At 58.6% G+C, this 14,536-nt stretch carries 11 protein-coding genes; 5 read left to right on the top strand and 6 right to left on the bottom strand.

Annotated elements, in window-relative coordinates; genetic code table 11:
* The 5 genes from tpx to ALO64_RS00275 all read right to left on the bottom strand — a co-directional run.
* On the bottom strand, positions 1–510 hold a 510-nt coding region (gene tpx, locus ALO64_RS00295; RefSeq protein ID WP_094195066.1), incomplete at its 3' end, for a thiol peroxidase.
* 90 nt (positions 511–600) lie between these two features.
* Positions 601–1,518 (bottom strand): LysR family transcriptional regulator, encoded by a 918-nt coding sequence (locus ALO64_RS00290; protein ID WP_044343981.1) that lies wholly within the window; start codon positions 1,516–1,518, stop codon positions 601–603.
* A gap of 105 nt (positions 1,519–1,623) precedes the next feature.
* Positions 1,624–5,304 carry a translocation/assembly module TamB domain-containing protein gene (locus tag ALO64_RS00285; RefSeq protein ID WP_044343980.1) on the bottom strand — a complete coding sequence of 1,227 codons (3,681 nt, stop codon included), beginning with the start codon at positions 5,302–5,304 and terminating at the stop codon, positions 1,624–1,626.
* Positions 5,305–5,309: 5 nt separating this feature from the next.
* Entirely contained in the window at positions 5,310–7,034 is a 1,725-nt protein-coding gene (locus ALO64_RS00280; RefSeq protein WP_002553677.1) for an autotransporter assembly complex protein TamA, read from the bottom strand.
* 59 nt (positions 7,035–7,093) lie between these two features.
* Positions 7,094–7,765 carry an N-acetyltransferase gene (locus ALO64_RS00275; protein ID WP_044343979.1) on the bottom strand — a complete coding sequence of 224 codons (672 nt, stop codon included), beginning with the start codon at positions 7,763–7,765 and terminating at the stop codon, positions 7,094–7,096.
* Positions 7,766–7,956: 191 nt separating this feature from the next.
* On the opposite strand from ALO64_RS00275, the gene xthA reads away from it, so the two are divergent.
* Positions 7,957–8,769 (top strand): exodeoxyribonuclease III, encoded by an 813-nt coding sequence (xthA, locus tag ALO64_RS00270; protein WP_004658827.1) that lies wholly within the window; start codon positions 7,957–7,959, stop codon positions 8,767–8,769.
* Between the two features lie 132 nt (positions 8,770–8,901).
* Positions 8,902–10,245 carry a substrate-binding domain-containing protein gene (locus ALO64_RS00265; RefSeq protein WP_044343978.1) on the top strand — a complete coding sequence of 448 codons (1,344 nt, stop codon included), beginning with the start codon at positions 8,902–8,904 and terminating at the stop codon, positions 10,243–10,245.
* Between the two features lie 26 nt (positions 10,246–10,271).
* Here the strand turns inward: ALO64_RS00265 and ALO64_RS00260 are convergent, their stop codons facing one another.
* Complete coding sequence (locus tag ALO64_RS00260) at positions 10,272–11,501, bottom strand: acyl-CoA dehydrogenase (RefSeq protein WP_044343977.1); 1,230 nt, start codon at positions 11,499–11,501, stop codon at positions 10,272–10,274.
* Between the two features lie 183 nt (positions 11,502–11,684).
* Between ALO64_RS00260 and ALO64_RS00255 the strand changes: the two genes are divergently transcribed.
* The 3 genes from ALO64_RS00255 (at position 11,685) to ALO64_RS00245 (ending at position 14,090) form a co-directional block, all read left to right on the top strand.
* The gene (locus tag ALO64_RS00255; protein ID WP_002553672.1) at positions 11,685–12,614 is read left to right on the top strand and encodes a LysR family transcriptional regulator; all 930 of its coding nucleotides are present in this window, start codon (positions 11,685–11,687) and stop codon (positions 12,612–12,614) included.
* Positions 12,615–12,779: 165 nt separating this feature from the next.
* On the top strand, positions 12,780–13,172 hold the full coding sequence (locus ALO64_RS00250) for a MerR family transcriptional regulator (RefSeq protein WP_005743596.1): 393 nt from the start codon (positions 12,780–12,782) through the stop codon (positions 13,170–13,172).
* An 18-nt stretch (positions 13,173–13,190) separates the two neighbouring features.
* Complete coding sequence (locus ALO64_RS00245) at positions 13,191–14,090, top strand: hydroxymethylglutaryl-CoA lyase (protein ID WP_044343976.1); 900 nt, start codon at positions 13,191–13,193, stop codon at positions 14,088–14,090.
* Positions 14,091–14,536: the final 446 nt, after the last annotated feature.

The following is a 14,536-nucleotide window of genomic DNA, read 5'->3' as shown; positions in this document are numbered from 1 at the left end:
TTGCAGCGCCTCCTTAAGCACAGCCAATGCAGCGTCGTAGTCGGGTTCGTTAGCGATCTCTGTTACCAGTTCGCTGTGCAGCACTTTGTCGTTTTCGTCCAGAACAACCACCGCACGAGCGGTCAGACCTTTCAGCGGGCCGTCTGCAATTGCAACGCCGTAATGCTCGCTGAAATCGGCAGCGCGGAAAGAAGACAGGTTCTTGACGTTTTCCAGACCTTCGGAGCCGCAGAAGCGGGCCTGTGCAAACGGCAGGTCAGCAGAGATACACAGAACAACGGCATTGCCCAGCTCGTTTGCCTGGGCGTTGAATTTACGTACCGACGTTGCACAGGTCGGTGTATCGACGCTCGGAAAAATGTTCAGCACCTTGCGCTTGCCAGCGAAGTCAGCAAGGGTCTTGTCGGCAAGACCTTCACCCACCAGCGTGAAGGCAGGTGCCTTGCTGCCGACTTCAGGCAGCTTGCCATTGACTTGAACAGGGCCGCCTTTGAGGGTTACTTGAGCCATGAAACACATTCCTTTTTTGAGATGAATAAAAGAACCGGAAGTTAAACACGAAAGTGTGCCGTGTCCTATATAGGATAATTCCGAATTTTCTCAGGAAACCAGTCTGTCCCTGATATCTGGGTGGGCACATAATTCCACCAGCCAATCGACGAATACCCTGATCCGGCGTGACAACTGGCGATGAGGTGGGTAAAGCACCGTCAACGCCAGCGGCGGCGGACGATGCAACCGCAGCACCTCGACCAGTATGCCGCTGCGCAACTGTGCGGCGACATGGTAACGCGGCACTTGTATCAGGCCAAAACCCGCCTCGCAAGCCGCTACATAACCGTCGGCACTGTTGACCGAAATAGAACAGGCCAACGCTTGATCGACCTCCACGCCACCGGCCATGAACTCCAGACCATAGCGTTTGCCGGTGCTGGTCGAGAAATATTCGATTACCTGATGTTGCGCGAGGTCCGGCAGATTCAGCGGCGTACCGTATCGCTGCAGGTAATCGCGACTGGCGCAAGTGATCTGGGTCAGGCTGCCCAGCGGCCTGGCGACCAGCGTTTCGTCCAATGCTGCTCCGGCGCGCAAGACACAGTCCACGCCTTCGCGGATCAGGTCGACCGGTCTGTCGCTCATGCCGATTTCCAGCCGGATCTGCGGGTAGCGCCGGGCAAATTCAGGCAAAGCGGGTATCACGATCATGCGCCCAAGGCTCACTGGCAGGTCAACGCGCAGCAACCCCTTGGGCTCGGCACCTGCCGCAGAGAAGGAAGCTTCGGCGTCATCCAGATCGGCCAGCAGGCTTACGCAGCGCTGGTAGTAGGCCTTGCCGTCAGGCGTGGTGTTGACCTGACGCGTAGTGCGCTGCAAGAGCTGCACGCCCAGGTGAGCTTCCAGTTGTTTGATCAGAATCGTCACGGATGCACGGGGCATGTGCAGGCTCTCGGCCGCCCTGGCGAAACCGCCCAGCTCGACGATACGGGTGAATACGCGCATGGCGTTGAATCGATCCATGATTACCGGCAGCCTGAATAGAGAGAGCGTGAGAAGGGTCACACTGTTTTAACAGGGTAAACCGGTTGAACGCAGGCCAGCGCCATTACAGCCGCAGGCCAGTATTCAGAAGTCTCTTTTATAGAAAATATCCAGCGAACTGGCAACACCGCTTGCAGCCTCAAGGTACACGCGCTTGCTGAGCAGATAGCGCAACGCAATGGTATTGGCCGGTTCAAACACGCCGACACCATAACGCAGGCTGAGCTTCTCGGTGATTTTGCCGCTGGCAACCACATTGGTCTTGTCGCCGGTTCCCGAGGTATCCAGCTCGAAGTCCTTGATACCCAGATTGTCCGCGAGCTTGCCGGTGGTCGACGAGCTACCGGCAACGCCAAGCGCCAGTGCAGCCTGAGCGACCATGTTGTTGTCTTCGCCCGAGGTACTCAGCGGTCTGCCCATGACCAGATAGGAGAGCGCCTGCTCCTGGCTCATCGCGGGTTCGGAAAACACTTCGGTGGTGGGTTGCTCGGCACTGCCGGTCAGACGAATGCCTGCGATCACGTCATCTGTCTGGCGAATGGCCTCGATATCCAGATAGGGCTGGTCCACAGGGCCTGCAAACAGCAGCCGCGCCTTGCGGATGGTCAACCGCTGCCCGTAGGCACGGTAACGGCCATCGTTCAGGTTCAGCTCGCCACGGGTGTCCAGGTTGTCGCCGATGTGCACCCTTCCGACCAGATTGGCAGTAAGCCCGAAACCGCTGAAGGCGAGCTTTTCCTGACCAACCTCCACATCGATATCCATGGCCAATGCCAGCGGTGGCGCGCCCTCCTCGGTCTGCTGCCCGACGATCACCGTATCGCCCGAGAGCTTGACCGTGGACGGCGGCAGCTCACGCACGGTGATCGCCCCCTTGGGCACCAGCACCTTGCCGGAAATGGCCAACCGCTCACCCTGCATGGAAATTTTCAGGTCAGGCGCTACCTCCACTTTCGCGTAGGGCTCGACATTGATCGGCAGACGCGCGCCCTTGAGGCTCACATCAACGTTCAGATTCTGCCCCCAGGCCACCTGACCGCCGATGCTCCCCTGCCCGGTGCTGCCACTTTTCCAGCCACCGGTGAGCTGTACGCTCTCCCCGGCGATCAACGCCTGCACCTTGAGGTCATGCAGTTCCATCGGCAACTCGGCACCCGCCACTTCACCGCCTTCAAGTGTCACGCTGCCGTTGACCAGAGGTGCCAGCAAGCTGCCTGACAATCGACCATTGCCGTTCAGGCGGCCATTGAGTTTCTGCACCATTGGCGCAAAGGGTCGTGCCACCGAGATGTCCAGCCCGGAGAGACCGAAATCGCCTGACAGAGGCTTGTCTTTGGCCAGCGGATCGATCTGCGCATTGACCAGCAACCGGCCCAGCTTTCCGCCTTCGAAATCCAGCCGCGTATCGATACGTCTGGGTGCCAGTGTGGTGTCGAGTTTGAGTGTCTGATACGGGAAGTCCAGCCACTGGTCATTGCTGCGCACCCGCAATGTGCCGCCTCCGGCATCAATCGTAACCTTGCCGGTGGGGCCTGCAGCCGGAAGATCAAGCTGAACGTCGGCATTCAGCGCGCCCTTCCAGGCAAAATCCTTTGGCATCCATTGCGCCAGACTGTCGAGTGGAAAATTCTTCAGCTGATAGCGCAAACGTGGCTCCGGCATCAGTCGTTGATCGCCACCGCACAGGCTGGAGGCACCGGACAGCCAGCAATGCGCACCGAAGTTCAGCCGACCGTCGGCCAGACGCTCGATCTTCGCCGGTTGCTGCAAACGCCAGTTCTGTCCGCCGCTCTGTACCGTGCCGCTGGCCAGCCGACCGCGCCAGTCGCCCTTGTCCAGGCCGCCGTCCAGTGCGATAGCAAGCTTGAGTAACGGCCCTTGCAGGTCCAGCTTCAATTGTTGCGCCTTGAGCGTACCCTGACCGTCCACCAGCAACGTCCCCAGCCCGGTGTCGCCGGCCTGAATGCCAACGCCCTTGAGGTTGATGGTCGCGCGCTGCGACTGATCCAGGCGGGCATTGAGAGTCAGGCTTTGCAGGCGATTGTCCTGCAGCGCGAGCTGACTGCCCTGCAACGCCAGTTGCCCTTGTGGTGCCTGAAGCGTTCCCGTCAGGTCGAGCCTGCCTTTGGCCTGCCCCTGCAAGCGCGGCCACAATTGAGCCAGACGCGGCAGGTCAAGGTCCAGCTGCCCTTTGAGACGTTCCTGCAAACTGCCATTACCCTGAACCCGGTTGTCACCCAATCGAATGTTCAGGTTGCTGACATTCCACTGCTGATCACGACCGTCAGCCTTGGCTTGCAGCAGCGCGGGCTGGCCACGCAGACGTCCCTTGAGGTCCAGGTCGGCAGTCAGTTCAAGCTCCTCGTTGACCCGTTGACCTTTGCTGCGCAAGGGCCCTGCCAGTGTGCCGGGCAATTCGGCAACCCAGAATGAAGGGTCCAGCGCGCTCAGATCAAGTGCAGTGTCCCAGCCGAAGCCATTGGCAAATTGCAGGTTCAGAAAACCGCTGGCCTTACCCTGCCCTGCGACCAGCTCCAGTTGCGGCAGATGGACTTCCTGCAAATTGCCGCTGAAGGGACTGATCAGCGTGAACGCACCAGCAGGTCCTTTGAGGCTGGCGTTGAAATTGCCAAGATAATTGCCGTCAGTGTAGGAAATTTCACCTTTGAAAGCGTGCAGCGACACTTGCGGTTCGGACTCCAGCGGATACAGACGCTGCCAGGGGAAATCCAGCCAGTCGATGCTCGCATCAGCCGAGAAACCACTCTGCCAGTTCAACGTGCCGTTGATGGCCAGACGCTGTTGATGATTGGCGGCCAGATCAAGCGCTGCAATGGTTGCCCCGTTGGCATCCGTACGCCCCTGCAACGACAACGCCACAGGGCCTTTTTCTGCGGGCAGGCTGGCAGTGCCGTTGATCTGGTAACCCGAGTCGAGATCGCCTTCGGCAGTCAACAGCAGCTGGTCGAGTTGCAGGGTATCGGGCAATGCTGCGCTGGGTTTGAAATGTTCTGCAGTCAGTTTCAATCGTGCTGGCACATGCTCAGCCAAAGGTTGCAGCTCACCGGTCAGTTGCCCTGGTAGATAGCCGCTGCTGTCAGCCTTGAGTTGCAGGGTCTTGAGCACGTCACCTTGAATATCCAGCGCCAGCGTCCAGGGCTTACCGTCCTGTGGCGGCAGTTGCAGTTGACCTTTTACGCTCAATGGCCAGTCGCCCCCGGGCTTCAGCAGACCATTGAGGTCCAGCACCAGCGCATCGCGTTGCAAGTGCGCGCTGTCGATCTGCAAGCCTTCGGCGGTCCAGTGCGCCGCCAGTTTGAGGTCGCGCAACTGTTCGACGCCATCCAGTTGCAGGCTGCCCAGCTGTGTATCACCCAGTTGCAGGGCAAGCGGCAACTTGACGGCGGGCAGGCTCAAAGGATCTTCGTTGCTCGGCGCACCGCTCGGAGGAAAGCGCAGCATTACTTGCCCCGCGTGCAGGCGATCAATGCATAAGGTCATCTTCAGCAGGCAGGCGGGCGTCCAGGCGAAATCGACAGAATGCACCTCGACACGGTCTGCGCCTTGCTGCCAAACCAGGCGCTCGGCACTCCACTGCCCGCCCAGGCGGCCCTGAAAGTTTTCCAGTTGCACGCCGGGCACGCGAGCCAGCGCCCACCGGCTGCCTGCCTGGGTTCCAATCAACACCCCGACGCTGACGATCACCAGCAGTAGTAACGCGATCACGCTCAGTCCGGCAATCTTTGCGCCACGCTTGATGTTCATTCTGTTCAAAGTTCCGGCCCCATCGAGAAGTGCAGGCGGATGCCACCGTCGTCATCCAAAGCATGCGCCAGATCGAGACGCAGCGGACCCACCGGAGATACCCAGCGCACCCCAAAACCGACGCCGGTTTTCAGGTCTGGCTTGTCGAGACTGTTGAATGAGTTGCCCTGATCGATGAAAGTCGCGAGCCGCCATTTATCCGCAATGGAATACTGGTACTCGACGCTCCCGGCAAACATGTAACGCCCACCAATGCGGTCGCCGTCCGAGTTGGTCGGTGACAGTTTCTGGTAGTCATACCCTCGTACGCTTTGATCACCACCGGCAAAAAAACGCAGCGACGGCGGTATCGAGGTGTAACCGTCAGTCAGGTTGCCACCCAGTTGCACGCGCCCGAGAAAGCGATGGTTCTGAGCGACTGTCGTCAGCCCTTTGAGCAGCACATTGGCATGCACCAGATTGGCATCCGACAACATGCCCTCCTTGGCCACCTGGGTGTCGAACTGTAAACGGTAGCCCTGGTGGGGATCGATACTGTTATCGCTGCGCAGGTATGAATAACTGATGCCGGGCATTAGCAGCGTGCTCAGACCCGAATCGTCGCCCAGCCGGTATTCTTCACGCTGCCATTTCAGTGAGATAACCCGTTCCCAGCCGCTGGGCAGTTTGCTGTGCCATTCAGGCCCGGCAGTCAGCAGCTTGCTGAGGCTGTCGGTTCCAGCAATCTCTTCGTATTGATAGCCACCGGCATAACGCAGTTTATCGGTCAACGGCGGATCGAGCGGCACGTCGTACCACAGGCCGACATTCTGCCGAGGCGCGGATATTTCCGATTCGAACCCGTAGCTGTGCCCTTGTGGATTGGCCCAGTGCCGGGTCCAGTTGGCTTTGCCACGCGGACCGACATCGGTTGAGTACCCCAGGCCAAGGCCCATGGTTCGGGGTTTACGGGTTTCAAGCTGAACGGTTACCGGAATGACCTGATGGTCAGCTGCAGTAGGCGCGGCATCGACCCGCACGCCTTCAAAATAGCCACTGCCCTGCATGGCCTGGGTCAATTCGGCGATCAGTTGTGAATCGTAAGGAGTATTTTCCTTGAACGGCACCATGCGCTTGAGCAAATCTTCATCGAAGGGCGCATTGCCACTGAACATGACCTTACCCAGCGAGTAGCGCGGACCACTGTCATAGACCAGCTCGATGTCGGCAAGCCCGGCTCGCGGGTCAATAGCCAGGCGCTGGCTGGTAAAGTGGCCGCTGAAAAAGCCGTAACGCGACGCCTGATTCTGGATCAGGCGTTTGGCATCCTCATAGTTGCCATGATTGAGCACCGCGCCGGTTTTCAGCGCGTCGCTTTTGGGTACCCGAAAGGCTTTCAGCGATGCTGCCGGACCCTCGACGCGGATTACCACATTGCGCAGGTGAATCGGCTCGCCCGGCTGGATATTGATCACCAGACGCGGCTGGTCAGCGTCCTTGATCTCGCTGTCGATCTGCGCCTGATAATAGCCAAGCGCCTGAGCCGCTTTCTCTGCCTGCTGTTCGGCACCCAGGCTGAAGTTACGCAACGCCTGAACGTCACGCTCGCCCAGGTCCCCCACATACCCTTCGACGTTGGCCTTGAGTTCCGGGTTGGCGGGCTTGATCCTGACGTCGAGGCGGGCCTGTGCAAGCGCCGCTGCACTCATGGTCATCAGAAACAGGCTGCTGAATAGTCTGAAAAGCTTCATGGGCGTAGATGCTAACACGATCGACGGGCCGCACTGGAAGCCCACGAATTGTCGGAGATTCAGACCGTTACGTTAGGCACCGGCAGTGAAACCTGAGGATTGGGGTGAAAAAACACGTGCTCTCGGACAGGTCCTACCGCAATCTCGCCGATTTCCTCATAGCCTTGACGCTTATAGGACTCGAGATAACGAGGATTTCCCGTGTCTACGACGATGCCCTGAGAGTGCTCATCCACCGCGCACCAATCGTGCAACGCCCCAAGCAGTTGTTCGCTCAAATCCTGCCCCAGCTTCTGACCCTGAAATTCCGGATCCAGGCCTATCAACGGCAGCACATGCACGGTTTCGGACGGAACACAGGCCAGCACCGCGTTGTAATAAGCCAGATAACGCTGGGTGCAACCAAGGCCGGTGTCCATTACCATGCGCAGACGCCAGGCCCAGCTTTCAGTGACGCCCAGACGACGTTGCGGTGGCGCGATCAGCGCTACGCCGACCAGCCGATCCTGCAGAAACAGACCGAGTGCAGGCTGGTCTTGCAGGAAGTGTTGTTTGACCAGTTGGCGAATGGTCGCCAATACGCGTTGCTCATATCCCTCGCGCTCGGCATTGAACAGATAGGCGAACGTCGGATCGTGCCGATAGGCCCTGAACAGCAAGGAGCGGGTTTCACGGGAATAACCACTGTCGAGTTGACGAACTTCACCCGTGATGGCAGCAGGTAGGGACATAAAGGGCCTCGTGTTAACGGAACTGCGTCTGGCGCAACAGTTTTGGCAAGCAGGCTTTCGAGTGATGGCACTTGATAACAGTTCCAACGATTTGTCCGGGCCTGTGTTTGCGCGGTGCCTTACACGGTGCTGGTCCTGAAACCACAGGTCAGCTAGCATCGCTGTTTGTTTTTGCTCAGGACCGCCGTTTTATGAAAATCGTCTCGTTCAACATCAATGGTCTGCGCGCTCGACCTCATCAGTTGGCGGCGCTGATCGACAAACACCAGCCTGACGTAATCGGCCTTCAGGAAACCAAGGTTTCTGACGAGCAGTTCCCCCACGCGGAAGTCGAAGCGCTGGGCTATCATGTGCATTTCCACGGTCAGAAAGGCCATTACGGTGTTGCCCTGCTATCACGCAATCCTCCGCTGGCCCTGCACAAGGGTTTTGAAGGCGACGACGAGGAATCGCAGAAGCGCTTCATCTGGGGCACTTATGCCGACAGCAATGGGCAGCCGGTCACCATCATGAATGGCTACTTTCCGCAGGGCGAGAGCCGTGATCACCCGACCAAATTTCCAGCCAAACAGCGTTTTTACGAGAATCTGCAGACCTTGCTGGAGAGCCATTTCAGCAACGAGCAGCCGCTTATCGTGATGGGTGACGTAAACATTTCTCCGCAGGACTGCGACATCGGCATCGGTGCCGACAACGCCAAGCGCTGGCTGAAGACCGGCAAGTGCAGCTTTCTCCCCGAAGAGCGCGAGTGGATGGAACGCTTGAAAAACTGGGGCCTGGTGGACAGCTTCCGTCATCTGTACCCTGAAGTCGTCGACCGATTCAGCTGGTTTGACTACCGCAGCCGCGGCTTTGAAGACGAACCCAAGCGCGGCCTGCGCATTGACCTGATCATGACCTCCACCGGCCTGCAGCCACGCATCAAGGCGGCCGGGGTGGACTACGATTTGCGCGGCATGGAAAAGCCGTCGGACCATGCGCCGATCTGGCTGGAACTGAACTGAAAAAGCGCCCTATCGTGCGATCCGGCTTTATGCATAAAAGGGTCGCGCGCGCAGTGGTCGAGCAATCGTCATACTCCGGAAATCTTTCTGTCTTATTCTCCCGGCACCCTCCCGTGACTCATGGTGACGCCGATGTTGCGCGCTTTGCTAACGGCGCTGACTCTGTCGAGCGCCACCCTGCCCGCCCTTGCGCTGGCGGCACTGCCGCTGCCCGCGGGTGAAATACCGGCCTTGCGCATTCAAGGCTCAAATACCATCAATGCCCAATTGGGCCCCGCACTGGCTGAAGGGTTGATGCGCCAGCAAGGCCTGCAATCAGTGCAGACTGTTGCCGGCAATGTCATGAATGAACAGCGCGTCGTCGGCACTACCGCCGCAGGGCAGACGGTCAGTATCGAAATCGCCGCACATGGTTCAGGCACCGGGTTTACTGCGCTCAAAGCAGGTAACGCCGATATTGCCACCTCTTCACGACCTATCAAGGATCAGGAAGCCAAGGACCTGGCGGGGCTGGGCGACCTGAAAAGCGCAGCAAGCGAGCAAACCATTGCCATCGATGGCGTTGCTGTGATTCTGCATCCAGGCAATCCGGTCAGACAGCTGGATACGCTGCAGCTGGCGCGCATTTTCCGCGGGGAAGTCAGGGACTGGGCAGAAGTGGGTGGAAATCCGGGAGCCATTCATCTTTATGTTCGCGATGAGAAGTCCGGCACCTACGAAACATTCAAGGACCTGATACTTGTAAAGTACGGCAAGAACCTGTCCGGCACAGCCGCGCGCTTTGAATCCAGCGAGCAGCTCTCCGACGAGGTCAGCAAGGACATCAATGGCATCGGTTTTATCGGGCTACCGTCCATCAGGCGTGCCAAAGCGGTGGCCATTGCCGATGGTGATTCCAGACCCATGCTCCCGACTGTCAGTCTGATTGCCACCGAAGACTATCCTCTGTCGCGACGGCTCTACTTTTATGTGCCTACCTCAGCTCATCAACGCTGGGCGCAGGCGCTGGTCCGTTTCGCGCAAAGCGCCGAGGGTCAGGCCATCGTCGCGCAGAGCGGCTTTGTCGCGCAGACCGTGCAGGCACTCAAGGTGCAACCTACCGCGCAGATGCCTGCGGATTATCAGGCGCTGGCGCGCAAGGCCGAACGGCTGTCAGTCAATTTTCGCTTTGCCCAGGGCAGTGCGAAGCTGGATAACAAGGCGCAGCAGGACCTCAAGCGGGTGGCGGAGTACCTGAAAACCAGCAACCAGCTCAATCAACATGTCACGCTGGTCGGCTTTGGTGATGCCAAAAGCGATCCGGCTCGCGCAGCCCTGCTCTCAAGGCTGCGCGCCATGGCGGTGCGCCGTGAGCTGCTGAAAAGCGGCGTGACATTTCGCGACATCGTCGGCCTGGGGGATGAGATGCCGGTAGCTACCAATGACATCGATGACGGCCGAATCAAGAACCGTCGGGTCGAAGTCTGGGTGCAGTAGCCTGGGCGCAGTTATCGGCTACCGGCTCAGGACTGGCTGCGCTCCCTGTCTGCCGGCAGGTATTTGCCCAGTTCATACTTGCCGATAGCGGCGCGGTGTACTTCATCCGGGCCGTCTGCCAGACGCAGTGTGCGCTGCATGGCGTACATATAGGCCAAGGGGAAATCATTGGAAACACCCGCCCCGCCGTGCATCTGGATCGCCCGATCGATGACCTTCAGCGCCACGTTCGGCGCTACCACCTTGATCTGCGCGATTTCGCTTCTGGCGACCTTGTTGCCTGCTGTATCCATCATGTAGGCAGCCTTCAGGGTCAGCAGACGGGCCATATCGATCTCCATGCGCGAATCGGCAATCCTGTCGATATTGCCCCCCAGCCTGGCCAGCGGTTTGCCGAAGGCAACCCGGTCTACGGAGCGCCTGCACATCAGCTCAAGTGCCCGCTCAGCCATGCCGATGGAGCGCATGCAGTGGTGAATGCGGCCTGGTCCCAACCGGCCTTGAGCGATTTCAAAGCCGCGCCCCTCACCCAGCAAGACGTTTTCAAACGGCACCCGGACGTTATCGAACACCACTTCGGCATGCCCGTGGGGCGCGTCGTCGTAGCCGAACACAGGCAGCGGCCTGACAATCTTCACGCCCGGCGTGTCGACCGGGACCAGAATCATCGAGTGTTGCTGATGGCGCGGCCCGTCAGGATTGCTCAGGCCCATGAAAATCAGGATTTTGCAGCGCGGGTCGCAGGCACCGGAAGTCCACCACTTGCGGCCATTGATCACCCATTCACCACCATCGCGCTCGGCGCGCGCGGCCATATTGGTGGCGTCCGATGACGCCACGTCGGGCTCGGTCATGGCAAAAGCAGAACGAATTTCGCCGCGCAGCAACGGTTCCAGCCAGCGAGCTTTCTGTTCCTCGCTGGCATAGCGAACCAGCACCTCCATGTTGCCGGTGTCAGGCGCAGAGCAATTGAACGGCTCGGGTCCCAGCATCGAACGCCCCATGATTTCCGCCAGCGGCGCGTATTCCAGATTGCTCAGGCCGGCACCCAGCGCAGACTCCGGCAAAAACAGATTCCACAACCCCTCGGCTCTTGCACGGGCTTTCAGTTCTTCCATGATCGCGGTGGGCTGCCAGCGGTCGCCTTCGGCCACTTGCTGTTCGAAAACCGGCTCGGCCGGATAAACGTATGCATCCATGAACGCGGTGACGCGCTCACGCAATGCCTGCACCTTCGGGGAATACGCGAAATCCATGGGCCACTACCTTCTCGATCAGGGTGTCGAATGCATGATCCTGATGCTAGAGAAACGCCGTACATTTATCTAATCTATTCTCGGCGTGTATAAACATTCATAACCGATATATGATCCATCACCGCTGCGGCGCCCCCAGCCTGCCGAACAGCGAATCAAAATAACAGCACGAGGCGCCCATCAATGAACCTGAGCAAGGTCGATCTCAATCTTTTCATTGTCTTCGACGCCATCTACACCGAAGCCAATCTGACCCGGGCCGGGCAGATCGTCGGCATTACCCAGCCTGCGGTGTCCAACGCCCTGGCGCGGCTGCGAGAGACCTTCAACGACCCGCTGTTTGTGCGAACGGCTCAAGGCATGGTGCCGACACCGATGGCACAGAACATCATCGGCCCGGTGCGCAATGCACTCTCATTGCTCAGGGTTTCGGTGCAGGAAAGCCGTATATTCAACCCGTTGCAGGCCAACAAGAACTACCGCATCAGCATGACCGACCTGACCGAGGCCGTGATCCTGCCGACGCTGTTCCAGCGCCTGCGACGCCTTGCGCCTGCCGTGACCATCGAGAGCTTTCTGTCCAAGCGGCGGGAAACCACCAAGGAGCTGGCTGCCGGGCGCCTCGACTTCGCCGTGGATGCACCGCTCAATACCGACCCGCAGGTTCGCCACGTCAAGCTGCTGGAAGACCGCTATGTGTGCGGCATGCGCAAGGCGCATCCGCTGGCGAACAAGGCCACGTTGACGCTGGATGATTACATGAGCCAGGCACACATCCATATTTCCAGTCGACGTAGCGGACTGGGGCACGTGGACCTGGCGTTGGGCAAGATGGGCATTCAGCGCAGGATTGCGTTGCGCTCGCAGCATTACCTGATGGCGACACAGGTCCTGCAGCAGACTGATATGGTCATGACCATACCTGAACGCTTCGCCCGCCGTAACGATTTGCACTATGTCCACTTACCGGTCAACGATGTGCCTTCGGTCGAAACCCATCTGTACTGGCATGAAAGCACTGATCAGGACCCAGCCAACCGCTGGATGCGCGAACAGATCATCGAGCTTTCACAGCGGGTCGTGGCGCAGGAACAAAGCCTCGAGAAAGCATGAGATAAAAACACCAAGCCACTGTTTTTAAATTAAATATTTAAATTTGTTAAAGTCGTTTCTAATTTGGCAGGCGCGGCTTGGCGCGCCTTGACAACACGACTTCTGCTTGACGCTTACGTAAAGCACGCCGTAGGTTGAGTGCTGAATATCTCGTTGAGCGACACCATGAGCAGTCAGACCTACAGCATTTCCGAGCTCGCCCGTGAGCTGGATATCACCACCCGCGCGATCCGCTTTTACGAAGAGCAAGGCATGCTCAGCCCTGAACGCAAGGGACTGGAGCGCATCTACACCGCCCGTGACAAAGTCACCCTGAAACTGATCCTGCGCGGCAAACGCATTGGTTTTTCGCTGGCTGAATGCAAGGAACTAATCTCGCTGTACGACCCTGCCGGTGACAACCAGAAGCAGTTGCAGACCATGCTCGGCAAGATCGCCGAGCGCCGTGAACAGCTCGAACAACAATTGCTGGACATCCGGCAAATGCAACTGGAGCTGGACACCGCCGAAGAGCGTTGCCGGGCTGCGCTCGATAAAACTGCTGCCACTTCACACTGACCACCAAAAGGCACTGCCATGTCTCTTCCACAAAAGGTAAATATCGTTGAAGTCGGCCCGCGTGACGGCCTGCAGAATGAAGCACAACCGATCAGTATCGACGACAAGGTGCGCTTGGTGGATGACCTGACGGCAGCCGGACTGAGCCACATTGAAGTCGGCAGCTTTGTCTCGGCCAAATGGGTGCCGCAGATGGCTGGCTCCGCCCAGGTGTTCGAAAATATCCAGCGGCGTGAAGGCGTTATCTACTCTGCCCTGGCACCCAACCTGCGCGGGTTCGAAGATGCGTTGGCGGCCGGCGTCAGAGAGGTCGCGGTGTTTGCAGCGGCAACCGAAGGGTTCTCCCGGCGTAACCTCAATTGCTCGATCAGCGAAAGCCTGGAGCGCTTTGCGCCCATCATGGCGGCGGCGCAGATGCATGGTGTGCAGGTTCGGGGTTATGTGTCGTGCGTGTTGGGCTGCCCTTATGAGGGCAGTGTCTCGCCGCAGCAGGTCGCAGCCGTCGCCAACGAACTCTACGCGATGGGTTGCTATGAAGTTTCGCTGGGCGACACCATCGGCACCGGCACGCCGGGGGCCACGCGAGCGCTGTTCAACGCCGTCTCTGCGCAGATCCCGCGAGGCAAGCTTGCCGGGCACTTCCACGACACTTACGGTCAGGCGCTGGTGAATATCTACGCCAGCCTGGAGGAAGGTATCCACGTCTTCGACAGTTCCGTGGCAGGCCTGGGCGGCTGCCCGTACGCCAAGGGTGCCAGCGGCAATGTTGCCACTGAGGACGTGCAGTACATGTTGCAGGGCATGGGTATTGAAACCGGGGTAGATCTGGACCAGGTCATCGCCGCAGGCCAGCGCATCTGCGGCGTACTGCAACGCAGCAATGGCTCGCGCGTGGCCAGGGCCCGGCTGTCTGCGTAACGACTGTCACCTGTCGGTAACAGGGTGCGACAACTTGTCACACAGTGTTACCCTGCCCCGCGTCCAGTCGAGACAAACGGGTAACACAGAAACACTCGGCAACTGAATCAGATGGCCCGATGCCCGAAAAAGACCTTCAGCTCCCGGTATTACGGGGCTTTTAAAAAACTGGCACGGGTCCTGCTATATCCTTTGTACAACAAAAATAAAAACACGCAGCAACCCAATAAAAACAACACGTACCGGCTCTGACACAACAAGAACAACACGGACAGAGACGTAGCTAACAGATTTTTTTGAAGTGGACAGCTTTTCTGAACTGCTTGCGTTGCAAGTCGTTCTGCAGCCAGACAGAGAATAACAAAACTGCCCCGAGGCAGCTCACGAACTGGTTGGATCACATGATGAAAGCTTGATCAGCGCTCAAAAAAATACGTTTGCTCTTG

It is taken from the genome of Pseudomonas meliae (genome assembly GCF_001400515.1).
Classification (GTDB): Bacteria; Pseudomonadota; Gammaproteobacteria; order Pseudomonadales; family Pseudomonadaceae; genus Aquipseudomonas; species Aquipseudomonas amygdali.
The sequence above is the reverse complement of the archived record's forward strand: the minus strand, read 5'-3'. Positions and strand labels throughout refer to the sequence as shown.